19 protein-coding genes are annotated in these 23,393 nt (G+C 72.5%); 8 read left to right on the top strand and 11 right to left on the bottom strand.

Features of this window, described 5'->3' with window-relative positions:
* Window positions 1-26: 26 nt before the first annotated feature.
* The 4 genes from hrpA to C5H89_RS15355 form a co-directional block, all read right to left on the bottom strand.
* Window positions 27-3,845 (bottom strand): ATP-dependent RNA helicase HrpA, encoded by a 3,819-nt coding sequence (hrpA, locus tag C5H89_RS15370; RefSeq protein WP_240181894.1) that lies wholly within the window; start codon window positions 3,843-3,845, stop codon window positions 27-29.
* 39 nt (window positions 3,846-3,884) lie between these two features.
* Window positions 3,885-4,493 carry a DJ-1/PfpI family protein gene (locus C5H89_RS15365; protein ID WP_104107991.1) on the bottom strand — a complete coding sequence of 203 codons (609 nt, stop codon included), beginning with the start codon at window positions 4,491-4,493 and terminating at the stop codon, window positions 3,885-3,887.
* Window positions 4,494-4,536: 43 nt separating this feature from the next.
* Entirely contained in the window at window positions 4,537-4,968 is a 432-nt protein-coding gene (locus C5H89_RS15360; protein ID WP_162799408.1) for a pyridoxamine 5'-phosphate oxidase family protein, read from the bottom strand.
* 114 nt (window positions 4,969-5,082) lie between these two features.
* Window positions 5,083-7,377, bottom strand: coding sequence for an amidase family protein (locus tag C5H89_RS15355; protein ID WP_104107856.1), 2,295 nt, complete (start codon window positions 7,375-7,377; stop codon window positions 5,083-5,085).
* A gap of 219 nt (window positions 7,378-7,596) precedes the next feature.
* On the opposite strand from C5H89_RS15355, the gene C5H89_RS15350 reads away from it, so the two are divergent.
* Window positions 7,597-8,439: an SDR family NAD(P)-dependent oxidoreductase gene (locus C5H89_RS15350; RefSeq protein ID WP_104107855.1), complete on the top strand. Its 843-nt coding sequence runs from the start codon at window positions 7,597-7,599 to the stop codon at window positions 8,437-8,439.
* Window position 8,440: 1 nt separating this feature from the next.
* Window positions 8,441-9,031 (top strand): DUF402 domain-containing protein, encoded by a 591-nt coding sequence (locus C5H89_RS15345; RefSeq protein ID WP_104107854.1) that lies wholly within the window; start codon window positions 8,441-8,443, stop codon window positions 9,029-9,031.
* A 43-nt stretch (window positions 9,032-9,074) separates the two neighbouring features.
* Here C5H89_RS15345 and C5H89_RS15340 read toward each other — a convergent pair whose 3' ends face one another.
* Window positions 9,075-10,400 (bottom strand): threonine/serine exporter family protein, encoded by a 1,326-nt coding sequence (locus C5H89_RS15340; RefSeq protein WP_240181893.1) that lies wholly within the window; start codon window positions 10,398-10,400, stop codon window positions 9,075-9,077.
* Window positions 10,401-10,455: 55 nt separating this feature from the next.
* On the opposite strand from C5H89_RS15340, the gene C5H89_RS15335 reads away from it, so the two are divergent.
* Window positions 10,456-11,592 carry a glutamate--cysteine ligase gene (locus tag C5H89_RS15335; RefSeq protein WP_240181911.1) on the top strand — a complete coding sequence of 379 codons (1,137 nt, stop codon included), beginning with the start codon at window positions 10,456-10,458 and terminating at the stop codon, window positions 11,590-11,592.
* A 9-nt stretch (window positions 11,593-11,601) separates the two neighbouring features.
* Here the strand turns inward: C5H89_RS15335 and C5H89_RS15330 are convergent, their stop codons facing one another.
* Window positions 11,602-12,768 (bottom strand): site-specific DNA-methyltransferase, encoded by a 1,167-nt coding sequence (locus C5H89_RS15330; RefSeq protein WP_240181892.1) that lies wholly within the window; start codon window positions 12,766-12,768, stop codon window positions 11,602-11,604.
* Window positions 12,769-12,808: 40 nt separating this feature from the next.
* Here C5H89_RS15330 and C5H89_RS15325 point away from each other — a divergent pair, with 40 nt between their 5' ends.
* The 3 genes from C5H89_RS15325 to C5H89_RS15315 all read left to right on the top strand — a co-directional run bounded on the left by C5H89_RS15325 (window position 12,809) and on the right by C5H89_RS15315 (window position 15,243).
* Window positions 12,809-14,125 carry a phosphodiester glycosidase family protein gene (locus tag C5H89_RS15325; RefSeq protein WP_162799407.1) on the top strand — a complete coding sequence of 439 codons (1,317 nt, stop codon included), beginning with the start codon at window positions 12,809-12,811 and terminating at the stop codon, window positions 14,123-14,125.
* 7 nt (window positions 14,126-14,132) lie between these two features.
* A complete protein-coding gene (locus tag C5H89_RS15320; protein ID WP_104107851.1) occupies window positions 14,133-14,699 on the top strand; it encodes a mismatch-specific DNA-glycosylase in 567 nt (188 codons plus the stop codon).
* A gap of 118 nt (window positions 14,700-14,817) precedes the next feature.
* Window positions 14,818-15,243 (top strand): hypothetical protein, encoded by a 426-nt coding sequence (locus C5H89_RS15315; RefSeq protein WP_104107850.1) that lies wholly within the window; start codon window positions 14,818-14,820, stop codon window positions 15,241-15,243.
* Here the strand turns inward: C5H89_RS15315 and C5H89_RS15310 are convergent.
* Window positions 15,227-15,850 (bottom strand): hypothetical protein, encoded by a 624-nt coding sequence (locus C5H89_RS15310; RefSeq protein ID WP_104107849.1) that lies wholly within the window; start codon window positions 15,848-15,850, stop codon window positions 15,227-15,229. The two genes, C5H89_RS15315 and C5H89_RS15310, sit on opposite strands and share 17 nt — an antisense overlap.
* Window positions 15,851-15,967: 117 nt before the next feature.
* Here C5H89_RS15310 and C5H89_RS15305 point away from each other — a divergent pair, with 117 nt between their 5' ends.
* Window positions 15,968-17,020 (top strand): GTP pyrophosphokinase, encoded by a 1,053-nt coding sequence (locus tag C5H89_RS15305; protein WP_104107848.1) that lies wholly within the window; start codon window positions 15,968-15,970, stop codon window positions 17,018-17,020.
* A 47-nt stretch (window positions 17,021-17,067) separates the two neighbouring features.
* On the opposite strand, the gene C5H89_RS19160 is transcribed toward C5H89_RS15305, so the two are convergent.
* From C5H89_RS19160 to cysS, 4 genes are read right to left on the bottom strand one after another with little or no spacing between them, the layout of a single operon-like run.
* Window positions 17,068-18,009 (bottom strand): hypothetical protein, encoded by a 942-nt coding sequence (locus C5H89_RS19160; RefSeq protein ID WP_205305064.1) that lies wholly within the window; start codon window positions 18,007-18,009, stop codon window positions 17,068-17,070.
* Window positions 18,010-18,069: 60 nt separating this feature from the next.
* The gene (locus tag C5H89_RS15295) at window positions 18,070-19,590 is read right to left on the bottom strand and encodes a metallophosphoesterase (RefSeq protein ID WP_240181891.1); all 1,521 of its coding nucleotides are present in this window, start codon (window positions 19,588-19,590) and stop codon (window positions 18,070-18,072) included.
* Between the two features lie 16 nt (window positions 19,591-19,606).
* Window positions 19,607-20,581, bottom strand: a complete 975-nt coding sequence (rlmB, locus tag C5H89_RS15290) for a 23S rRNA (guanosine(2251)-2'-O)-methyltransferase RlmB (protein ID WP_104107847.1) — start codon at window positions 20,579-20,581, stop codon at window positions 19,607-19,609.
* 1 nt (window position 20,582) lies between these two features.
* Complete coding sequence (cysS, locus tag C5H89_RS15285) at window positions 20,583-22,052, bottom strand: cysteine--tRNA ligase (protein ID WP_104107846.1); 1,470 nt, start codon at window positions 22,050-22,052, stop codon at window positions 20,583-20,585.
* A gap of 88 nt (window positions 22,053-22,140) precedes the next feature.
* Here cysS and C5H89_RS15280 point away from each other — a divergent pair, with 88 nt between their 5' ends.
* Complete coding sequence (locus C5H89_RS15280) at window positions 22,141-23,376, top strand: peptidase C39 family protein (RefSeq protein ID WP_104107845.1); 1,236 nt, start codon at window positions 22,141-22,143, stop codon at window positions 23,374-23,376.
* Window positions 23,377-23,393: the final 17 nt, after the last annotated feature.

The following is a 23,393-nucleotide window of genomic DNA, read 5'->3' as shown; positions in this document are numbered from 1 at the left end:
CACAGAGTACGTCCGTGCCGCGCGTCTCAGCCCAGGGCCTTGCGGATCCGCTGGTCCGAGACCGACTGCGCGGTCCCCAGCTGCTGGGCCCACAGGGAGACCCGGTACTCCTCCAGCATCCACCGCACCCGCCACAGCGAGCGGCTCGGCGGGCAGCCCTCGGGCAGCGCCTGGACCCGGTGCAGGTAGGCGGCCTGGAGGTCGGCCACCTGGTCCATCAGCTGCCGGTCCTTGGCCACCTGGCCGGCGAGCTTCTCCCGGCGGTGCTCGATCGCAGCCAGGTAGCGCGGCACCTGGCGCAGCTGTGCCATCCCGGCCTCGCCGATGAACCCTCGGTGCACCAGGCGCTCCAGCTGGGACTTCATGTCGCTCAGCGCCGGCAGCGTCTGCAGGTCCGCGCGGCCCGAGAGCGCCTTCTCGCACGCCCGCCACGCCGAGAGCACGCGCAGCACGTCGGCGATCGCGGCGGGCATTGCCGGCGCCAGGTCCCGCTCCGCCTCGGCGAGCAGCTTGTCGTAGGCCTCCCGGTCCCGCACCGGGGGCCGGGCGTCGACCAGGTCGCCCAGCACCGCGGCGCGGACGTCCTCCAGCAGCTCCGCCGTCGTCGGGTACGGCGACCCGGCGAGGCCGAGCTTCTCCGCGTTCGAGAGCCCCTTCACCACCCCGGACGCGTCCGGGGTGGCCAGCAGCAGCAGCCGTCGTACGCCGAGCCGGTGCCGCGCCTCGGCTTCCTCGGCGGAGCCGAACACTCCCAGCCCGACGCTGGTCTGCTCATCGACCAGGGCCGGGTGGCCGCGCACCTCGTGCCCGGCGCGGCGCTGGGTGAAGGACTCCTCGATGGTGCCGAAGGTCCAGCTGCGCTGACCGGTCTTGGTGACCCCGGTGTCGCTGGCGACCTCGGCCATCGCCGCGGCGAAGGTGGGTCGCAGCGGCGCCTTGAGGGCCTCCAGGTCCTTGCCGCGGGCAGCCTCCTGGCCGGACTCCCCCACCACCCGGAAGGTGGGCCGCAGGTGCTCGGGCAGCTTGTCCAGCTCCCACGCCTCTCGCGGCACGTGCACCCCCGTGACCGAGCGCAGGTAGCGCTCCAGGGCGTCCAGCAGCGGCTCCTGGCCCGCCGGGACCGCCGCCAGGAAGGCCCGGGCGGTGTTCGGGGCGGGCACGAAGTTGACCCGCAGACTCTTGGGCAGGGTGCGGATCAGGTTGACCACCAGCTCCTCGCGCAGCCCCGGCACCAGCCACGAGAAGTCGTCAGCCTGGACCTGGTTGAGCGTCGCCACCGGGACATCGATGGTGAGCCCGTCGTCGGCCGCCCCGGGCTCGAAGTGGTAGCTGATGCCGAAGGTGAGGTGGTCCCCGTGCCACTGGGTGGGGAAGTCGGCGGCCGCGACCTCCTCGGCGCTGTCGTGGACCAGCATCTCGGGGTCGAAGGTGAGCAGGTCGGGGTGCTGGTGCCGCTCCTGCTTCCACCACTGGTCGAAGTGGGCGCCGCTGACCACGTCCGCGGGGATCCGCGCGTCGTAGAAGTCGAAGAGGGTGTGCTCGTCGACCACCAGGTCGCGGCGCCGGGCCCGGTGCTCCAGCTCCTCGGCCTCGGCGAGCAGCGCCAGGTTGCGGGCGTAGAAGCGGTGCCTGGTCTCCCACTCGCCGTAGACCAGCGCGTGCCGGATGAACAGCTCGCGCGAGAGCGCCGGGTCTATTCGGCCGTAATTGACGCGGCGGTCGGCCACCAGCGGTACGCCGTACAGGGTGACCTTCTCCAGCGCGGTGACCGCGGCGCGCTTCTTGGACCAGACCGGTTCGCTGTAGCTGCGCTTGACCAGGTGAGCGCCGAGGCGCTCGGCCCACTCGGGCTTGATCGCGGCGTTCTGCCGGGCCCACAGCCGCCCGGTCTCCACCAGCTCCCCAGCCATCACGTACGCCGGGTTGACGCCCTTGAGCGTGCTGCCCGGGAAGATCGCGAACCGGGAGCCGCGGGCACCGAGGTACTCCCGCATCCCGCGCCGCTCACCCTGCTTGGCCCGCTCCCGCTCCTCCAGCACGCCGATGTGGGAGAGCAGCCCCGAGAGCAGCGCCTGGTGGATGCCGTCGGCGTCGGGTACGTCGGCCGGGTGCCCCAGGTCGACCTTCATCTCCTTGCACACCTGCCGCAGCTGGGACTCGAAGTCCTGCCACTCCCGGACCCGGAGGTAGTTGAGGAACTCGCGCTTGCACATCCGGCGGAAGGCGCTGGAGGACAGCTCACGCTGCTGCTCCTTGACGTAGCGCCACAGGTTGAGCCAGGTGAGGAAGTCCGAGGACTTGTCCTTGAACCGGGCGTGGGCCTGGTCGGCCTGGGCCTGCTTCTCCGCCGGGCGCTCGCGGGGGTCCTGCAGGCTCAGCGCGGCGGCGATCACGATCACCTCGCGCACGCAGCCCAGCCGCTCGGCCTCCAGGATCATCCGGCCCAGCCGCGGGTCGATCGGCAGCCGCGCGAGCCGGCGCCCCAGGGCGGTGAGCCGGGGGCCCCGCTCCTGCTCCTTCTCTGCGGACCCGAGCGCGCCGAGCTCCTCGAGCAGCTGGATCCCGGCGGTGATGTTGCGCTTGTCGGGCGGGTCGACGAAGGGGAAGCGGGCCAGGTCGCCCAGGCCCAGCGAGGTCATCTGCAGGATGACCGAGGCCAGGTTGGTCCGCAGGATCTCGGGGTCGGTGAACTCCGGGCGGGACTCGAAGTCCTCCTCGGAGTAGAGCCGGATCGCGATTCCCTCGGCCACCCGGCCGCAGCGGCCGGAGCGCTGGTTGGCCGAGGCCTGGCTGATCGGCTCGATGGGCAGCCGCTGCACCTTGGTCCGCGCGGAGTAGCGGGAGATCCGCGCGACCCCGGTGTCCACGACGTACCGGATGCCGGGCACGGTCAGCGAGGTCTCCGCGACGTTGGTGGCCAGCACCACCCGGCGCACCGTGGTCGGGTGGGAGGAGAAGACGCGGTGCTGCTCGGCGGCGGAGAGCCGCGAGTAGAGCGGCACCACCTCCAGCCGGGCCGCGCCCCGACCCGTTCCGGTGTCCAGGGCCTCCAGCGCCTCCAGCGCCTCGGCAGTGTCGCGGATCTCGCGCTCGCCGGGCAGGAAGACCAGGACGTCGCCGGGGCCGGCGACGGAGAGCTCGCGCACCGCGTCGAGGATCGCCTCGGTCTGGTCCCGCTGCACCGGCTCGCCCTCCTCGTCGGCCTCGGGCAGCTCGATCAGCGGGCGGTACCTCAGCTCCACCGGCCAGGTGCGCCCGGAGACCTCGATCACCGGGGCGTCGTCGAAGTGCGCGGAGAACCGGTCCACGTCGATGGTGGCGGAGGTGATGATCAGCTTGAGGTCCGGGCGCTTGGGCAGCAGCCGCTTGAGGTAGCCGAGCAGGAAGTCGATGTTGAGGCTGCGCTCGTGCGCCTCGTCGATGATGATCGTGTCGTACTTCTTCAGCTGACGGTCGCGCTGCAGCTCGGCCAGCAGGATGCCGTCGGTCATCACCTTGACCCTGCTGGCGTGAGAGGTCCGGTCGGTGAACCGCACCTGGTAGCCGACCAGGTCCCCCAGCTCGGTGCCGAGCTCGGAGGCGATCCGCTCCGCCACGGAGCGGGCAGCGATCCGTCGGGGCTGGGTGTGCCCGATCAGGCTGCCGCGGCGACCGTCCTTGCCGGCCCGGCCGCGGCCCAGCTCCAGGCAGATCTTGGGCAGCTGGGTCGTCTTGCCGGAGCCGGTCTCGCCCGCGACGATGACCACCTGGTGGTCCCGGATGGCCTCGGCGATGTCGTCATGGCGCTGCGAGACCGGCAGCTCAGGCGGGTAGCTGATCCTCAGCGCGGGAGCGGACGTCGACATGGTGGTCCCCATTGTGCCGGGCCGTGCGCAGGGCGGGTCTCAGGCGGGGTCCTCGTGCCAGCGGTACTCCATCTGGTGGGCGGTGGCCAGCGCGAGCTCGCGGCCGGCCAGCACCTCGACCAGGTGCAGGCTCAGGTCGATGCCGGCCGAGATCCCACCGGAGGTGAAGACGTCCCCGTCCCGCACCCAGCGGCGACCGCTCTCCACCCGGAGTGCGGGCCAGCGCTCCTGGAGCGCCTCCTGGTCCTCCCAGTGAGTGGTGACCCGCTGGTCGGTCAGCACGCCGGCCTGGGCGAGCAGGAAGGCCCCGGTGCAGACCGAGGCGGTGAGCCGGGTGGGCGTGCGCGCGATCCACCCGGTGACTCCCGTGTCCTGCTCGACGACGTCCGTGACGCCGCCGGCGACCACCAGCACGTCCACCTCGGGGTCCACGTCCAGCGTGGCGTGGGCCCGCAACACCAGACCGCCGCGGGCCACCACCTCCTGGGTGGCGGCGAGCAGGGAGACCTCGAACAGGGCGGAGCCGGCGTTCCGGGCGTGCACCCGGTTGGCGACGGAGAAGACCTCGAACGGGCCGCAGCAGTCAAGGACCTCGACCTCGTCGAAGACGAGGATGCCGACGCGGACGGGGCCGGTGGGTGCGATCACCCGCCGATTGTGGCGCACCGCGTGGCCGGGGGCGGGGTCCGCCTCAGCGCCGCGGCACCACGGGGTGCGGCCAGTGCTCGCCACCGACCCGACGCCCGGTGATCTCGGCCACCACCAGTCGCAGCCACAGCGGCCGGCGCCCGCCGGCCCAGGGCCGGGGATCCTCGCCGGGCTCCTCGAAGGCGGCGGCCGCGTCGTCCTGCACCCGCTCGCAGTCGCCGTGCACGACCACGCTCCAGCCTCGGCCCTGCTCCCGGTCGAGGTGGTCGATCTCGAAGGCGACCTGGCTCCCCGGGGCGTAGGTGGCCAGCTCGGAGTACGGCGTGGTGCGCAGCTCCAGGCCGGCCTCGCGCACGACGTAGTTGACCGGGACGATCCGCGGCCCCTGCGGGGTGACGAAGGCGACGCGGCCCACGACGTCGGCACGCAGCAGCTCTCGGCACTCCCGGTCGGTCAGCTCCACGATGTCGTCCACCCGGGCATCGTGGCACGCGACGCGGCCGCGCGTCAGCACCTGGGACCGGCGCGCGCAAGTCGCCCACCTGAGGCCGAGGCGACAGGTGGGCGACCCTCACGGACGAGCCTCGCGCTAGCGGCGCGAGACCTTCGGGGCCGAGAAGCGCTTGACCTTCCCGTCCTCACCGACGACGGTGGCCGCCTTCAGCACGGGCGTCCCGGCGTTGCGGGCGCGCACCTGGACCGGGATGTCGGCCAGCTTGAGGTCACCCGAGGCGGCCGGCGAGCTGCCCAGCTTGGTGTGGACGACGACCAGCGTCGAGCCCTCGACCCAGGCCTTGGTCAGGCCCGAGGTCCCGGCCGTCACCTTCTTCGCCTGCGGCCGCAGCAGCCTGGTGTCGAACTTCAGCCGCAGCGTGTAGGTGTAAGCGTTGCGCACGCTGTCGCCGAACACCCGGAGTCGGGCCGTGGACCCGGCCTTGGCCCGGCGCGGCATCGCCAGCTCGAACGTCGTCGCGCCGGAGACCTTCTTGGCGGACTTGGTCCTCACCAGGTCCGGGTAGCGCGAGGGCGCCCGGCGGTGCTTGGTCGCCTGCTCGAACGCGTAGCCGAGCTTGATCAGCTTGGCGTCACGGTTCTTGCCGCCGAGGAACGACACGGTCGTGGGCAGATCCACCCCGTTGGCCGGCAGCACGCCGCCCTCGACGTAGTCCGACTGCTTGCTCCATCCCGAGGGGACCGAGACCGAGGGGTGCTGGCTCAGCGACGCCAGGGCGGCATTGTTGTAGCCGGTGCCCCCGGGGACGCCGAAGCGAGGCACCGTCGGGTAGACGATCGCGTCGAGGTCGTTGGCGCGCAGCACCTCGTCGATGATCGCGCCGTTCTGCTTGATCTCCAGGGCGTGCGTCTTGATGTAGGCGTCGAAGTCGGGGATCCGGTTGATCCGGTCCAGGACGGTGGCGGTGATCGAGCTGAGGCCCGGCTGCGCCGTCAGCAGCGCCTTGAGCTCCGCTGCACTGCTGGGGTACGGCGAGTCCGCCGGGACGTAGGTCCGCAGGTACTCGTCGATGTCGTGCCCGAACTCGCGGGTGCTTCCCGACGCCGTCGAGACGAGCCGGACCTGCCCGACGTCGACCAGCGTCGCGCCCTGCTTCTTCATCACGGCCTTGGCCTCGTCGAAGATCCGTGCGACCGCCGGGTTGGTCCCCAGGTGGCCGTCCTCGCCGGTGGTGGAGACGTAGCCGATCCGCGCCCCCTTCAGTCCCTCGGCATCCAGGTACGAGGCGTAGCTGGCCTTCCGCTGGGCGTCGGCGTTCGCCGTGGTGGCGTCCTCGGGGTCGGTGCCGGCGTAGAGGTCGAGCATCATCACCGAGTCCTCCAGCGTCCGGGTCAGCGGCCCGCCGCGGTCCTGGTCGCCGGCCAGCGGGGCGATCCCCTCCCGGCTCACCAGGCCGAAGGACTGGTAGACGTCGGCCAGCCCCTGGTAGGCGCCGGGGACCTGGATGGAGCCCAGGGTGTCGCTGCCCAGGCCGATCATCCCCAGGTTGGCGGCGATGGCGGCGGCGGTGCCGGCGCTCGAACCGCCGGACTCCCCACCGGGCACGTAGGGGTTCGAGCTCTGCTTGAACGAGCTGAGGCCGGTGTACCCGGAGGCGAACTCCGTCAGGTTGGCCTTGGCCAGGATGATGGCTCCGGCGTCGCGGAGGCGCTCGACCATCTCGGCGTCCTTGCCGGGGGTGAACCCCTCCAGGCACTTGCAGCCGACCGTGGTGGGCACGTCGGTCGTGTTGAAGTTGTCCTTCACGATCACCGGGATGCCGTGGAGCATCCCCCGGGGCCCGGACTTCTTGCGCTCCGCGTCAAGCTTGGCCGCGATCTCCAGCGCCTTGGGGTTCACCGCGATGATCGAGTTGAGCTTGGTCGCCTCGACACCTCCGGCGGCGGCCTCGTCGTAGGCCGCGATGCGGTCCAGGTAGAGCTGCGTCAGCTCGACGGCGGTCAGGGACTTGGCCTCCATCGCTGCCTGAGCGTCGACGACGGTCGCCTCGAGGACGCGGAAGTCGCCGTCGTCGTAGATCATCTGCCGCGACAGCGCCGCCACGTCCGCGACGGTGATCGACTTGTTGCCGTCGAGGTCGGCCTTCGCCACGCGCCGCCAGGCCTTGCCGTCGCCCTTGCGCACGCCCAGAGCCGCGCTGACCCGCGAGAGGTCCTTCTGGTCCACCCGCTTGTCACCGGTGACGTCGCCCGAGGAGTAGCGCGGGCTGAGGTAGGTGAGGTCGCGGGACTTGCCGTCCCGGGTGGGCTGGCCCTTGCCGGGCTGCCCCGGTGCCGCGACTGCGGTGGCTGCCGCCAGGCCCGAGGTGGCGAGCACCGCGGCGACCGCGAGGGGCAGGAGCCGCCGGGTACGCCGTCCTGATTGCTTCAAGAGTCTGCTTCCTTTCGGAGGCGAATTCGCGCCAGACGAGTTCGCGGGGATCCGCTGGTCGCCACCGGGCGGCCAAGGGGGGAGGTACTACGGACGCTAGGCGTCCGATATTTCGGGCGCGGGTCCTCGTGTTTCCGCGAGGTTGCCGGGGTGGGCGCCCCGCCGCACCGTCGGCGCTGCTGGCTGACCTCGTTGCCAGTCTCTGGCACAGTGCGAGCCATGAAGACTCTGGATGCCAAGGTCGTGGTCATCACCGGCGCCGCCTCGGGGATCGGGCGGGCCCTCGCCCTGGACGCGGCGGGCCGTGGCGCGCTGCTCGCGATCTCCGACGTCGACGAGGCCGGGCTGGCCGAGACGGGCACGCTCGCGGAGCAGGCCGGGGCGCGGGAGGTCCGCGTCGACCGGCTCGACGTCGCCGACCGCGCCGCGGTGACGGCGTACGCCGACGCGGTCGCGGAGCACTTCGGCCGGGTCAACGTGGTGGTCAACAACGCCGGCGTCGCCCTGGCCGGCGACTTCACCGAGCTGGACCCCAGCGACATGGAGTGGATCATGAGCATCAACTTCTGGGGCGTGGTCCACGGGTGCAAGGCGTTCCTGCCGCACCTCATCGCCTCCGGAGACGGGCACGTGGTCAACCTGTCCTCGCTCTTCGGGCTGGTCTCGATGCCGGGGCAGAGCATGTACTGCGCCGCGAAGTACGCCGTGCGCGGGATGTCGGAGGCGCTGCGCGAGGAGATGCTGGTTGCCCGGCACCCGGTGGGCGTCACGGTCGTGCACCCCGGTGGCATCAAGACCGCGATCGCCCGCAACGCCCGGGTCGCCGAGGGCGAGGACAAGCAGGCGACGGCCGACTTCTTCGACCGCAAGCTCGCCAAGATGTCCCCCGAACAGGCCGCCGACGTCATCTGGTCCGGCGTGCTGGGCGGCAAGGCGCGGGTGCTGGTCGGGTCCGACGCCCATGCCCTGCACACCCTCGCCAAGCTGACCGGCTCCCGCTACCAGGACCTCGTGGCGCGGGTCAGCCGCCGGGTGATGCCCGCCAGGACCAAGGTGGTCTGAGGTGCCCGAGCGCGCCCCGCTGGCTCCCGGGGACGTCGTGCACTGCGAGATGACCAAGTGGGGCCAGCACCCGCACTGGGTCTACGACGCGCTGTGGCTGGGCTCCGACGAACACGGCGACTGGGTCGGCGTACCGACCGGCACCCGCTTCGCCCGGCCGGGCAGGGAGCTGACCGCCGGCAGTGACCAGGTGGTGCTCGTGCCGGCTCCGTCGGACGGCGTGCGCCCCGGATGGCTGGCCACCTTCCACCAGGCCGGCGGGGCAGTGTGGGCCGGAGAGCCCTCGTTGCCAGGGCCCACCTCGGCCGGCCCGCGGGTGGCGACGTACGTCGACATGACCACGCCCGCGCAGTGGCACGGCGCCACGCTGCGCGCCGTGGACCTCGACCTCGACGTGGTGCAGGACGTGGCGGGGACGGTGGTCGTCGACGACGAGGACGAGTTCGCCGCGCACCAGGTCGAGCTCGGCTACCCGGCTCACGTGGTGACCTCGGCGCTCCAGAGCTGCGCCTGGGTGCACGTGGCCGTGGTTGCCGGTCGAGCACCTTTCGACGGGACCCACCAGGTGTGGCTCGCCCTGCTCCGAGGCTGAGCTCCGGGACTGAGCTCCGAGGCTGAGGGGGCAGGCGGAGCGGTCAGCGCTTGGAGCGGGCCCGGAACACCCCGACCAGGCGGGGGCCGGACAGCCGCTGCTCGAGGCGCCGCGCCTCGCGCTTGACCGGCTGGGCGACGTACTCGCCGAGGATGACGCCGGAGGCGAGCGCGATCGCCACCGAGGCGGCGGTGACCATCGCCAGCAATCCCGCCGAGGTAGAGGCACCGTTGTCGGCCGCCATCAGCGACAGACCCCGATAGATGGAGAGCCCGGGCAGCAGCGGCACGATCGCCGGGACCACCACCACCAGGGGCGGCACCCGCACCCGTCCCGCGACGGCGTAGGCGACCAGCCCGATGGCGAACGCCGCGAAGGCGGCCGCCCAGGTCCGCCCCAGGTCGGCCTCGTCGACCAACCGGAAGATCGCCGCCGCCCCCGCCGCCACCAGGGCGATCGGGACGAGCGCCCGCTTCGGCGAGTAGCAGGAGAACGCGAACGCCGCCGCGCACAACGCGGAGCCCACCATGAGCAGGCTCAGGTCCTGCCAGCCGGAGCGGCCGGGCTCCAGCTGGCCCACGTCCACCCCCATCAGGGTCCCCAGGGAGAGCCCACCGCTCACGCCGGCGATGATCCCGGAGGTGGCCAGCAGCGCCTCGATGATCCGGGCTCCGGCGGTGACGTAGAAGCCGGACAGGGCGTCCTGCAGGGCGCCCATGAAGCCGATGCCGGCCAGCAGCATGATGATGTTGGCCGTCACCACCAGGGACGGATCGACGTCGAGGCCGCTGGCCGCGGCGCCCACCGCGAAGAGCGTGGCCACCACCCCGCCCGCGACCTGCAGGTAGAAGTTGGGCAGCCGGCGCCGGCTCATCCGCAGCTGCACCCGGTCGATGCAGGCCGCGGCCAGGAACGCGATGGCGATCACCGCCAGGTCGCCGCCGAGGAAGAGCGCCACCGCCGCGCACATCACACCGGTGGCGATCGTCACCGCCCACCGAGGCACCGGGTGGCCGACCGAGACGATGCTGGCCATCCGGGTGCGCGCCAGGTAGAGGTCGAGCTTGCCGTGCAGCAGGTCCCGCACGAGATGGTCGACCTGGGTCAGGTCCTCGTAGTCGATGTCGCGCTGCTTGACCTGGCGGATCATCAGCAGCGTCGGCGCCGCCGGGTCGTACTGGTAGCCCATGGAGACCTGGGTGAAGGTGACGTCGATGTCGGTGGTGCGCAGCCCCAGATGGTGCGCGACCGCACCCATGGTGGCCGTCACGTCGGCGGCGCCGGCACCGTTGGCCAGCAGCATCTCGCCGATGCGCAGGCACAGGTCGAGGGTGAGGTTGAGTTCTTTCACGTCGGGCTCTGCGGACACTCGCGCCATGGTGCCACCCGTGGGTCGGGTCCGTCCGCTCCGGGCGCCGCCTAGCATGGTCTGCGTGCGCATCGACTTCCACTCCTCCCCCGAACCCACGCTGGGTGTCGAGTGGGAGCTCGCCCTGGTCGACCGCACCAGCCGCGACCTGGTCAGCTCCGCCGCCGAGCTCTTCGCCGCGGCACGGCCCCGCCTGGCCGCCCCGGAGCGGCTGCACAAGGAGCTGCTGCGCAACACCGTCGAGGTGGTCACCGGGATCTGCCACTCCGTCGAGGAGGCGATGAGCCAGGTCCGCGAGACCGTCACCGGAGTCGTGGCGGCCGCCGACGAGATCGGCATCGACCTCTTCGGCGCGGGCGCCCACCCGTTCGCGAGCTGGTCGGCCCAGCACATCACCGAGGGCCACCGCTACGAGGAGCTCATCAACCGCACCCAGTGGTGGGGGCGGCAGATGCTGATCTGGGGCGTGCACGTGCACGTGGGACTGCCCGAGCAGTCCCGGGTGATGCCGGTGCTCAACGGCCTGCTCACCTCCTACCCGCACCTGCTGGCCCTCTCCGCCTCCTCACCGGTCTGGGCGGGCCAGGACACCGGCTACGCCTCCAACCGGGCACTGATGTTCCAGCAGCTGCCCACCGCCGGTCTGCCGTTCCAGTTCGAGCGGTGGGAGGAGTTCGAGTCCTTCGTCTCCGACCAACAGGTCACCGGCGTGATCGACGGGCTCTCCGAGGTGCGGTGGGACATCCGCCCCTCCCCCCAGCTGGGCACCCTGGAGAACCGCGTCTGCGACGGCGTCTCCAACATCGACGAGCTGGCCGCGCTGACCGCGCTGATGCACTGCCTGGTGGTGGACCTCGACGCGCGGGTGGCGGCCGGCGAGACGCTGACCACCATGCCTCCCTGGCACGTGCAGGAGAACAAGTGGCGGGCGGCCCGCTACGGGCTCGAGGCCATCATCATCCTCGACGACAAGTCCCGGGAGCGGCCCGTCACCGACGACCTGGCGGACCTGCTGGAGCGCCTGGAACCGGTCTCCAAGCGGCTGGGCTGCCAGGCCGAGCTGCGCTCGGTGGCCGACATCGTGAACCGCGGTGCGTCCTACCAGCGCCAGCGCGCGGTGGCGAAGGAGTCCGGCGGCGACCTGGTCGCGGTCGTCGACGCCGTCGTGGAGGAGCTGCGGGCCTCCCTCTGACGGCCCGCCCTATCGCTCCTCCAGGCCCCCGCCGACCTGCTCGGCGACCGCGCGGAGCCGGACCCGGGTGATGTCGGCGACGCACGCCAGCCCGGCCCGTGCCGCGTTGGAGTCCGGGCGGGTGGGCTCTGCGGAGTTGATCGACAGGCAGCTCCGGGTGCCCCCGTCCTCGAGGTTGGCCAGCGCGACCGCGTGACCGGTGGTCCCGCTGCCGGCGAACGGGTCCAGCACCCGGGCGTCCATCGGCATGGTGCGCAGGATCCTGCGGACCAGCCCGGTCGGCTTGGGCGACTCGAAGACGTGGCCCACCAGTCGCTTGAGCTCCGCGACCGCGGTGTCGGTGGACCCGACCTCCTCGGCGAGCCAGATCGTCGGCAGCTTCTTGCGGCGCCCGCCGGGCGGCTGCAGCCAGTCCCGCTGGAAGATGTCGACCCGCCAGCCCGCCAGGCCCTTGATCCGGCGGCACACCAGGTCGTCGGGGCGCGCCTCGATGCGCGGCCGGGACCAGCGCCAGACCGCCGAGCGGCCGTCCCCGAAGACCGGGAGCACCTCGGTCGCGCCGTCGAACGGGGTGGTCGCCACCCGGCCGCCGTCGGGGTCGCCGTACACCGGGAAGTGCAGGGTGGGCGAGCTCAGCGGGTTGAACTTCTTGTTGGTGTTGCGCAGCGGCAGGTGCCGGAACCGCCGGCCGTCCTCGGCGACCTCGGGGAAGTCGTCGGCGTCGACGGTGTCGGTGGTGCTGGCGTCCAGCACGCACGACCGGGCGTCGCGGGCGTAGACGAGCAGGTACTCGTGGCTGGTCGCGAAGCCGCCGCCGAGCTGGCGGCCCTTGGGGTTGAGGTTGACCACCACCTGGGCCAGGAAGTTGTCCTCGCCGAAGATCTCGTCCATCAGGATCCGCAGCCGGGCCGCCTCGTTGTCGTCGATGCTGAGGTAGATCGCGCCGGTGAGGGCCAGCGCGTCGCGCATCGCCTCCAGGCGCGGCCGCATCATGGCCGCCCAGGCGTGGTGCCGGCCGGCGCGCAGTCCGTCTGGCTGGCGGAAGGTGTCGGCGTAGGCGAAGTCGTTGCCGGTGTTGTACGGCGGGTCGGTGCAGATCAGGTCGACCGAGCCCGGCTCCAGATCGCGCAGCACATCGAGGTTGTCCCCCTCGACGAACGTGTTCGTGGCGCCCACGTCCCGCAGGTTAGCCTCCTTTGGTCCTACTCTGGAGCGCATGCCTTCCTCCACGCGACTCACCTCGTCCGCCAGGAAGACCGTCACCGGGACCATCGTCGCGGTGCTGTCCGCCGGCGTCGCTCTCGCCTCGACGGCGCCGCCCACCGCTTCGGCGACGCCGCCGTCGCCCGATCCCACGCCCGCGGTCGAGCCGACCGCGGAGCCGATCGCGCCCCACCGGGCACCGGGCACCGGCACCGCGGACGCGCCCCGCCACGCCAGCGACGGGGTGGCCGGCTGGGTGGCGCGCGAGCAGCCCTCGGCACGCGTGGCCTCGATGCGGCGCAAGGAGATCGGCTGGAACATGGCCCCCGGCATCGACTACCGCTCGTGGGACCAGGTCGACGGCATCCGCAAGCCCGTCCGGGCGCACCTGGTCACCGTGGACATCGTCAACCCGGCCAACAGCTTCGACCTGATCTCCACGGCCAAGGTCGCGGCCACCACCAAGATGTCCTGGATGACCGCGCAGACCGACGCGGTGGCGGCCGTCAACGGCGACTTCTTCGACATCTCCGACACCGGGGCGCCCCTGGGCGTGGGCCGGACCCGCGAGGACGGCCTGCGCCACGCCCCCGCCTCGGGCTGGAACAGCGCGTTCTGGGTCGACAAGGCCGGTCGCCCGCACGTGGGCGAGCTCCCATGGATCGGCTCCTTCGTGAAGAAGCACCCGAAGATCAAGTTCACCAACTTCAACTCCCCCACGGTCGAGAAGCACGGCGTCGGCGTCTACACCCCAGCCTGGGGCAAGACCAAGGGCAAGTCGGTGGTCGACGGGCAGAAGAAGGTCCGCTCGGTGGTCATCAAGGGCGGCCGGGTGGTCTCCAACAAGTACGGCGTCACCTCGGGCAAGAAGGTCCAGGGCAAGCTGCTCATCGGCCGCGGCCGCAGCGCCAAGCTGCTCAAGGGCCTGAAGAAGGGCGAGCGGCTCAAGCTCACCTGGCGCGTCAAGGGTGCGCCCAAGATGGCCATCGGCGGCGACCGGCCCCTGGTGCTCAACGGCCAGCGCGTGGTCATCAACGACCAGCTGATGCACCCGCGTACCGCGGTCGGCATCGACGAGGACGGCAACAAGGTCTTCCTGCTGACCATCGACGGCCGCCAGGCGCACAGCCGTGGCTACACCATGGTCGAGCTGGCCAACATGATGATCGCCCTGGGCGCCGAGAACGCGCTGAACCTCGACGGCGGCGGCTCCACCACGCTGGTGGGCCACACCGACGCCGGTCAGCTCTCGGTGCTGAACCTGCCCTCGGACGGCGGGGAGCGCTACGTGCCCAACGGCCTGGGCGTCTTCTCCGACCCGATCAGCTAGGCCCCAGGTGCCGCGCTTCACCAGGGCCGAGCTGGAGAGCTTCCGCGACGCCCACGTCCCCGACCTCCTCTCCGACGACGTCCGGCTCCTCTTCGTGGGCATCAACCCGGGGTTGTGGACCACGGCCACCCAGACGCACTTCGCCCACCCGGCGAACCGCTTCTACCCCGCCCTGCTGCAGGCCGGGATCATCGAGCGGGCCGTGGACCCGGCGGCCGGCATGACGCCCGAGGACCGGGACCACCTGCGGGCGCGCGGGATCGGCATCACCAACCTGTCGCCCCGGGCCACCGCGCGGGCCGACGAGCTCAGCACCGCCGAGCTGGTCAGCGGCGGTGCCGCACTGCGCTCGCTGGTGGCCCGGGTGCGCCCGCGGGTGGTGGCGGTGGCCGGCATCACGGCGTACCGCCAGGCCTTCGGGAACCGCAAGGCGGTCCTGGGCCGCCAGGACACGGACCTCGCCGAGGCCGAGCTCTGGGTGGTGCCCAACCCGTCCGGGCTCAACGCGCACCACACGGTGACGACGCTCGCCCAGGCGTACGCCGCTCCGGCACGCGCCGCCGGCATCCTCTGACCGCTGGCGCCGCATCGGGCCGGGTCGTGCGCGCACGCCCTGTGGACGACCGGACCCGGCAAGGACCGCTGTGGAGAGGCGACCGGGACGCTGGGTCGGCTGCCGCCACGCTCGGGGCATGACACCTCACACCCTCACCTCGCGGGCCGCCGTCGAGCGCGCCTGGCGCAACATGACCCACGGCAGCGGCTTCACGCGGCACTCGATCTGGCTGATGGTGATCGACGACGAGGACCGGGTGGTGCAGCCGGTGATCGAGATCGAGGACGCGGTCAGCCCGCCCGACTCCCGCGCCCTCACCCCGTTCACGGAGTTCCTGGCGGAGCTGACCCGGGTCGCCGACGGCCCGCCGTGCCGGATCGCGGTGCTGCGCTCCCGGCCCGGCGGCGGAGGTCCGGACGAGGACGACCGGGGCTGGGCCGCGGCGATAGCGGCCTCCGCCCGCGCGGCGGGGGTCTGCTGCGGCCCGGTCCACTTCGCCAGCGACGACACCCTGGTGGCGTTGCCGGCCGACCTGAGCGGGCTGGTCAGCGGTCGGGGGTGACGATCGTGGTGACCACCGCCGTCACGGACGGCGCGGCGGGGGCCGAGCTGAAGCCGAACCGGCATGGCGGGTCCACCGGGGCCAGGGACCCCAGCCGGGCGCCGTCGAAGCGTCCCGAGGCGGAGGTCACGGTGCGCACGTCGGTGGCGCCGTAGAACTCCCGGCGTCCCCCGCCGGCGCTGCCGCGGGTCCGCACCCCCCGCAGCAGCGTCCGGGCGACCGGATCGGTCACCGCCGACCAGGCCGGCGCCGTGGCCACCGCAGGGGGCACCAGCCGCAGCAGGGCACCCAGCCGGGTGCGCCGACCGATGGCGATCCACAGCTCCAGGGACGGCGTCTGGACGTGCCACTGCGGACCCAGCACGGGGTCGACCTCGTCGCGCACCTGGACCGGCTCCACGCGGACCTCGTCGAAGACGTAGGTCGAGGCCACGAACGCGGAGGTGGACTCGTCGGGCGCGAGCAGCACCCGGCGCCCCTGCGCCGTCTCGACCATCACGTCGGCGAACGTGCCCAGTGGGGATGCGCGCCAGCGCCCCACCACCGCGCGCAGGCCGCTGGTGGTGCCGACGCCGGCGATGTGCCCCTCGAACCGTGCTCGTGCCATCCCCCGACGCTAGACCGCAGCCGGTCGCGCGGGGCCGTCCCGGTCCATTCCCGGGGATTCCGCGCCGTTTTCCTGCCCCGGCCCACACGCCGTCCGTGGACAGGGCAGGCTGTTCCCATGTCCTCGCAGTCCCACCCCCAGCAGCCGCGTCCCGTCCCGGCGCCGGCGACCCCCAGCGACGCCCCCGTGCGGGCAGCGGTGCGCAGCTATGCCGCCCTCCAGCCCAGCCTTCACGGTCCCACCGCGCTTTTCCAGCAGCTGGTGACGGACCTGCTCGACGAGGCGGGCATCAACTACCTGAGCGTCGACGGGCGTACCAAGAGCGTCGCGTCCTTCGCGGCCAAGGCCGCGCGCACGGTCGAGGACCGTCCCCTCTACGCCGACCCGATGCGCGAGATCACCGACCAGATCGGGGTCCGGGTGATCACCTACGTGCACAGCGACGTGGCTGCGGTGGCCGAGGTCTTCGAGGACCAGCTGGCCGTGCTCGACGACCGTGACATGGGGCTGGAGACGGCCAGCGAGGGTCGCTTCGGTTACGCCTCCCGGCACCTGCTGGTGGCCGTGGAGGAGCCGGCGCCGCCGTCGTACGAGGAGCTCGTCGGCATGCGCGCCTCCATCCAGGTCCGCACCGTCCTCCAGCACGCCTGGGCGGAGTTCGAGCACGACGTGCGCTACAAGGGCACCGTCCCGGAGGAGCACGCGCCCGACCTGGACCGCCGGTTCACCCTCGCCGCGGGGCTGCTGGAGCTCGCCGACCAGGAGTTCTCCGCGATCCGCGCGCGGCTGCAGGCCGCGGCTCCGCAGAGCCAGCCGGAGAGCGACCCCAGCGACCCTCGCATCAGCGGACAGGAGCTCGCCACGTTCCTCGCCGCGCAGTACGCCGACGCCGGCTGGTCGCACACCGACCACTACGGCTGGATCGCGGGCCTGCTGCTCGAGCTCGGTGTCACCTCGCTCGACGAGCTGGCCGCCCTGCTCACCTCGGTCGACCCCGAGGCGGTCATCCGGCGCATGGGCTACAAGTACCCCGCCGGCGCGGTGCGCCGGCTCGACGACGCCCTGCTGGCCATCTTCGGCCAGCAGTACGTCGAGCTGACCGGCAACGCCCACCGGGTGCCGCTGCTCCAGGCACGCCTGGAGAAGCTGCTCTCCGACGACGACAGCTGACGCCGGACCCGGCCCGGCGGCGGTTCGGCGTCGGCTCGGTCGAGGGGCTACTTGTCGGTGGCGGCCGCCCGTCCCAGCATCTCCGCCTCCTTGCGCACCGCCTTGGCGGTCGACGACTGCACCAGTGGCTCGGTGTCGGGCTGCACCATGTCGTTGGGCAATCCCGTGGCCGGGTTGACGACCTCGTCGGCCGCCGGCATCCCGGAAGGGGTGTGCGTCGTACCGGAGGCCGCCGCCTTCTGTGCCGGGGCCTTCTTGGCGGGGGCCTTCTTGGCGGGGGCCTTCTTGGCGGGGGCCTTCTTGGCGGGCGCCTTCTTGGCCGCCTTCGGTGCCGGAGCCTTCTTGGCGGCGGCCTTCTTCGAGGGGAGCTTGGCACCGGGTGCGTCAACCCCGGAGACGGTCGCGTCGGTCGTTTGCGTCGCCGGCGCGGGGGTGGAGACCTTCTCGGACTCAGGCTTGCTCTCCACCACCTTGGCCACGTCTAGCGGGGTGGCCTCGACCACCGGGGCCGGCCCACCGGCGGCCTTCTTGGCGGGCGCAGTCTTCTTGGCAGCGGCCTTCGTGGCGGGCGCCGACTTCGTGGCAGGCGCGGCCTTCGTGGCGGGCGCGGCCTTCGTGGCGGGCGCCGGCTTCTTGGCAGGCGCCGGCTTCTTGGCAGGCGCGGCCTTCTTGATCGGCTCCGCGGTCCGGGGCGGCCGCGCCGCAGGCGTCACCGGGTCGCCGTGCACCTTGCGCTCGTCCTCGGCGGGCTCCGCCGGGGGCAGGTCGGGCACCGCGCGGGGCACGTCCACGGGCCAGCTGACCCGTTCGGTGGTGGGGCTGGGGCTGATCAGGGAGGCTGCCTTGGCCACCACCTCGATGACCTGACCGGCGGCTCCGACACCGAGCCCGATGGTGTCTCCGACCAGCTCGCGGGCCGTGGTCCGAGGGTGGGTCACCATGCCCACCGTGCGACGGGTGACGTGGGAGATCGCTCGACGAGGGTCCATGTCCCTGCCGGTACCCCCGGTGACGCGGATCATGCCGAGGCGTGAGTCACATCCCACGGGTCAGACGGTGGCGGGGTAGCTCAGCTCCTGGTAGTCGCCCACGACGTACTTGCCGTCCGTGCGCAGCCGGACCAGCTGGAGCCCGACCGGGCGCCCGGTGTCGTCGTAGGTGATGAGCGTGACCTCGGCATCGCGCCGGGGCTTGCTCCCGACCGCGATCGCGTACGCCGCTCCCCCGGTGGTGCCGTTGGTCCACGAGTAGCCCACGTCGCCCTCGGGACCCTCGTAGCGGGTGGGACCGACCTGCACGTGCAGGTGGCCACCGACCACCAGGTCGGTGCAGCCGCGCTCCAGGGCCTCCCTTCCGAGCTTGGCGTCGTGCACCAGGATCGTGTCGATCCGCTCGTCGGAGCCGCAGGCCGTGTCCGCGATCCTGCTCTCCACCTCCGCGAAGGAGAGCCCGGTCTCGTCGCGCCAGTTGCCGAGCCCGCTGCTGCGGGGGTCGTCGACGCCGAGGATGAGGCCGCCCGCCGGGCCCTCGGCGACCTCGCCGACCAGCCGGGTCCAGCCGAGCTCCCCGAGGTAGTCCCCCACGAAGGGCCCGTTGTCGTGGTTGCCGGCCACCGCCCAGCGGTCCAGGTCGGAGAAGGAGTCGTCGAGGGAGTCCAGCGAGAACGCCTCCCAGGGCTTGCCGGTCGAGGTGTCGTCACCGGCGTCGAAGACCCCGGTGGCCCCGGCCCGGTCCGCGATCGCGCGGGCCACCCGGTCCATCCCCACGTTGTCGTGCCGGTCGGAGACCATGAGCACCACGGTCTCGTCCTCCGCGGGCTCGCGCAGCTCGATCTCGGCGGCCGCCTCGGCGGCGGCGGCGTACCACTCACGGCTGATGGCGTAGGTGTCCACGGCACTGGCGATGAGCCTCTTGGTGCTCGAGCTGGTGATGTCGACCCGCACCTCGAGCCCCTGCGCCTCCTCGGGCACCGGTACGCCGGAGCCCAGGAACTCCGCCAGCGGCATCCAGTCCCGGGTCCGGTCCACCTCGCTCTCGTCGCCGAACCAGGGCTGCCACAGGGCCAGCACGACCGCGACCGCCAGCCCCGCCCCCAGCAACGGCCGGGCGTGCAGGCCGCGGACGCCCTCGACCAGGTCCCGGCGCCGGGAGGCGCCCAGGAGCAGGAAGCCCAGCACCGGGATCGCGGCGACCGCGGCGCCGCGCAGCGCCGAGGCCAGGGCCATCTCCACCACCAGCCCACGCACCTTGGTGATCTGGGCCTCGGAGTTGGCGGCGATCAGCGCGTAGCGCTCGAAGAGCTCCTCCGAGGACGTGGCATCGGTCTTGCCCAGCACCACGCGCACCCCGACCTGGCCGGGCAGGTCGAGGCGTACGTCGGGCAGCACCGGCCCGGTGGCCAGCACCACGTGCCCGTCCAGGGTCGGCTGCACCACCGCGTCGTGCCCGGCGAGCACGGTGGTGCGGCTGCTGTTGAGGAACAGGGTGGTGCCGACCGCCAGCGCCGCCACCAGCCAGATGAGGAGCAGCAGCGCGCGGCGCAGCAGCACCGGGGTGGGGATCCGGGGCACGGTCAGGCCAGCAACCTCAGGCCCTGGCCTGCGAGATCGCGTAGAGGGTCACCGAGGCGGCCACCCCGGCGTTCAGCGACTCCAGCTGGTTGGCCATCGGGATGGAGACGAGCTGGTCGCAGGTCTCGGCCACCAGGCGGGAGAGCCCCTTGCCCTCCGAGCCCACCACGACCACCAGCGGCCCGTCGGCGAGCCCTTCCGGGCCCGTCAGCTCGGGCAGGGTGACGTCCCCGTCGGCGCTGAGGCCGATCACCATGCAGCCCGCGCTCTGGTAGGCCTTGAGCTGGCGCACCAGGTTGACCGTCTGGGCCACCGGCGTGCGGGCCGCGGCTCCGGCGGAGGTCTTCCACGCCGAGGCGGTCATGCCGGCCGCGCGGCGCTCGGGGATCAGCACGCCGTGCGCGCCGAACCCCGACGCCGAGCGCACCACGGCGCCCAGGTTGCGGGGGTCGGTGACCGAGTCGAGCGCCACGATCAGCGGCTGCTCGCTGGCCTCGGTGGCGCGCTCCAGCAGGTCGTCCGGGTGGGCGTACTCGTAGGCCGGGATGCGGGCGGCCAGTCCCTGGTGGACGGCGCCGGCGGTCATCCGGTCCATCTCGTTGCGAGTGACCTCGAGCATGGAGAGACCGAGCTCGGCGGCGAGCTTGAAGGCCTCGCGCAGGCGGCCGTCGCGCTCGGTGCCCTCGGCGATGTAGACGCCGGTCACCGGGATGCCGGCGCGCAGCACCTCCAGGACGCTGTTGCGCCCCGCGACCCACTCCGCCTCGGTGCTCTTGGGGCCCTGGCTCCTGGAGCTCTGGCGCTTGGGACGCGCCGCCTGCTTGCGCTCCTCCTTCGCCCGCTCCTTGTAGACCTTGTGGTTGGGGCGCTCCTCGGCGCGGGGCGTCGGCCCGCGGCCCTCGAGGGCGCGCTTGGGCTTGCCGCCGGAGCCGACGGTGGCGCCCTTCTTGGAGGTGCGGATGGCGCCCTTGCGCTGTGAGTTGCCTGGCATGTCAGTTGCTTCCCTCTGCTGATGTCTGACCCAGCGACCACGACGGGCCGGAGGGAGTGTCCTCGATCTCGATGCCGGCGGCCTTGATCCGGTCCCGGATGGCGTCGGCGGTGACGAAGTCCTTGGCCGCGCGCGCCTCGGCGCGCTGCTCCAGCAGCCCGGCCACCAGCACGTCGACGGCGGTCGTGAGCTGCTCGGTGACCGCGCCCTCGCCGGTGCCCCAGGCGGGCTCTGCCGGATGCAGGCCCAGCACGTCGAGCATCGCCAGCACCGCGGCGCGGCGCTGGCCGGCGCCCTCGAGCTCGCCGGAGTCGAGCAGCTTGTTGCCCTCGCGGGCGGTGTCGTGGATGACCGCGACGGCCGCGGGGGTGCCGAGGTCGTCGTTCATCGCCGCGACGAACGCCTCGGGCAGCTGCTCGGGCGCAGGTCGTACCTCGTCCTGGGCGCCAGGCTGTGCCCCCGCCGGCGCGGCGGCCGTCGCGCGGTCCAGGAAGTTCTCGATGCGGCGGAAGCCGACCGCGGCCTCGTCCAGGGCCTCGAAGGAGAACTCGACGTGGCTGCGGTAGTGCGCCGCCACCAGGTAGTAGCGCAGCTCGATGCCGCGGTAGCGACCGAGCACCGCCGGGATGGTGAGGCTGTTGCCCAGCGACTTGCTCATCTTCTCGCCGGCGGTGGTGATCCACGCGTTGTGCATCCAGTAGCCGGCGAACGGGTGCCCGGCCGCGCGGGACTGGGCCTGCTCGTTCTCGTGGTGGGGGAAGCGCAGGTCGACGCCGCCGCCGTGGATGTCGAAGGCGGTGCCGAGGTACTTGCCCGCCATCGCCGAGCACTCGATGTGCCAGCCGGGTCGGCCCCGGCCCCAGGGCGAGGGCCACGACGCGGTCACCGGCTCGACCTCGGACTTCCAGCCCTTCCACAGGGCGAAATCGCGGGGGTCCCGCTTGCCGCGGGGGTCGGCGTCCGCGGCGGCCTCCATGTCGTCGATGCGCTGCCGGGTCAGCTCGCCGTACGTCGGCCAGGAGCGGACGTCGAAGTAGACGTCGCCGGACCCGTCCTGCGCCGCGTAGGCGTGGCCCCGCTCGATCAGCGCGGTGATCATCTCGATCATCTCCGGCACGTGCCCGGTCGCGTTCGGCTCGTAGGTCGGCGGCGCCACGTTGAGGGCCGTGTAGGCACGGTCCAGCTCGCGGTGCATGTCGTAGGCGAGGTTGTACCAGGGCCGGCCCTGCTCGGCGGCCTTGATGAGGATCTTGTCGTCGATGTCGGTGGTGTTGCGGATGAAGGTGACCTCGTAGCCGAGCACCCTGAGCCAGCGCTGCAGCACGTCGAAGTTGACCCCGGAGCGCACGTGGCCGACGTGCGGCTCGCTCTGCACGGTCAGGCCACACACGTAGACGCTCGCCCGGCCCTCCTCGAGGGGGACGAACTCGCGCACGTCGCGCGTCGCGGTGTCGTAGAGGTGGAGAGTCACGGTTCCCAGTCTATGGGCGCGGGATGCCCGGGTTCGCATCCGTGGTTTCGGGTGACTCCTGGGGCTGGTGTGACCTATCTTCGTGACTGTGCCTCCCCTTCCCCGCCGCTCCCGCCACGTCCCGCTCCTGGCCGCCGCGGTCGCGGTGACGCTCTGCGCGGCGCTGCCGGTGCCCGCCGGGGCGGACGAGCCGGCTCCGAGCGCCCGCCGCAACCTGACCTTCGTGGCCCACACCTCCTTCGACACCGCGGTCCAGCTACGCTCCGGCACCCGGTCGGCGACCAAGGTGGCCAAGGGGTCGGTGCGGCTGAAGTCGCCCAAGAACACCCGCGCCTTCAGCGGTCGCCGGTACCACGTCGGCACCTGGACCTCCCCCTGGGTCACCGAGTCCTCCGACCTCTCCGAGCTGATCCCGTCGTGGCAGGCCAGCACGCCGGGCGACAGCTGGATCGAGGTCCGGGCCCGGGTCCGCTCCGCCGCCCAGACGGTCGGCTCGTGGGACACCATGGCCCGCTGGAGCTCGACCGACCGCTGGATCAAGCGCAGCAGCCTGTCGGGCCAGGACGACGACCTGGCCCGGGTCAACGCCGACACCCTGCAGGTCCCCGCCGGCGCGACCGGCTGGCAGCTCCGGGTGAAGCTGATGCGCCGCACCGGGTCCAAGGCCCAGCCCTCGCTGGACCGCGTCGGCGCGATGGCCAGCCGCGTGCTGCCCCGGACCGCGGGCACGCCCGCCTCCAAGGCCGGCGTCGCGGCCGGCACCGTGCTCGACGTGCCGGCGTACTCCCAGATGACCCACCGCGGGCACTACCCGCAGTGGGGCAACGGGGGCGAGGCCTGGTGCTCGCCCACCTCGACCGCCATGGTCCTGCAGTACTACGGGGTCAACCCGGCCGCGGGCCAGGCCTTCACGCCGGCCGGCCACGCCGACGGGATCGTGGACTGGACCGCGCAGCAGGTCTACGACCACGGCTACCGCGGCACCGGCAACTGGGCCTTCAACACCGCCTACGCCGGCACCCTGCTGCGCAGCAGCCACGTGACCCGGCTGCCCGACCTCGCCGCCGCGGAGCCGCACATCCTGGCCGGCACGCCGCTGATCGTCTCGGTCGCGTTCGGCCGCGGGCAGCTCACCGGCGCTCCGATCAGCGCCACCGCGGGCCACCTGATGGTGCTGGTGGGCTTCACGCCGGAGGGCGACGTGGTGGTCAACGACCCGGCTGCGCCCACGAACGCCTCGGTGCGTCGCACCTATGACCGCGCCCAGTTCGAGAACGCCTGGCTGGGCGGCTCCGGCGGCATCACCTACGTCCTGGAGGACTGAGCCGTGGGGGCGGCGCG

The sequence above is a fragment of the Nocardioides sp. 616 genome, from assembly GCF_002930065.1.
GTDB lineage: Bacteria > Actinomycetota > Actinomycetes > Propionibacteriales > Nocardioidaceae > Nocardioides > Nocardioides houyundeii.
This window is presented reverse-complemented; position numbering and strand designations above follow the sequence as displayed.

Bases quoted from the DNA above. Each gene is read 5' to 3' on its own strand.
- C5H89_RS15325 (WP_162799407.1), top strand. From the start codon at position 12,809: ATGCCTTCCTCCACGCGACTCACCTCGTCCGCCAGGAAGACCGTCACC.
- rlmB (WP_104107847.1), bottom strand. From the start codon at position 20,581: ATGCCAGGCAACTCACAGCGCAAGGGCGCCATCCGCACCTCCAAGAAG.
- C5H89_RS19160 (WP_205305064.1), bottom strand. From the start codon at position 18,009: ATGGACCCTCGTCGAGCGATCTCCCACGTCACCCGTCGCACGGTGGGC.
- hrpA (WP_240181894.1), bottom strand. From the start codon at position 3,845: ATGTCGACGTCCGCTCCCGCGCTGAGGATCAGCTACCCGCCTGAGCTG.
- C5H89_RS15335 (WP_240181911.1), top strand. From the start codon at position 10,456: ATGGTCTGCGTGCGCATCGACTTCCACTCCTCCCCCGAACCCACGCTG.
- C5H89_RS15350 (WP_104107855.1), top strand. From the start codon at position 7,597: ATGAAGACTCTGGATGCCAAGGTCGTGGTCATCACCGGCGCCGCCTCG.
- C5H89_RS15310 (WP_104107849.1), bottom strand. From the start codon at position 15,850: ATGGCACGAGCACGGTTCGAGGGGCACATCGCCGGCGTCGGCACCACC.
- C5H89_RS15315 (WP_104107850.1), top strand. From the start codon at position 14,818: ATGACACCTCACACCCTCACCTCGCGGGCCGCCGTCGAGCGCGCCTGG.
- C5H89_RS15305 (WP_104107848.1), top strand. From the start codon at position 15,968: ATGTCCTCGCAGTCCCACCCCCAGCAGCCGCGTCCCGTCCCGGCGCCG.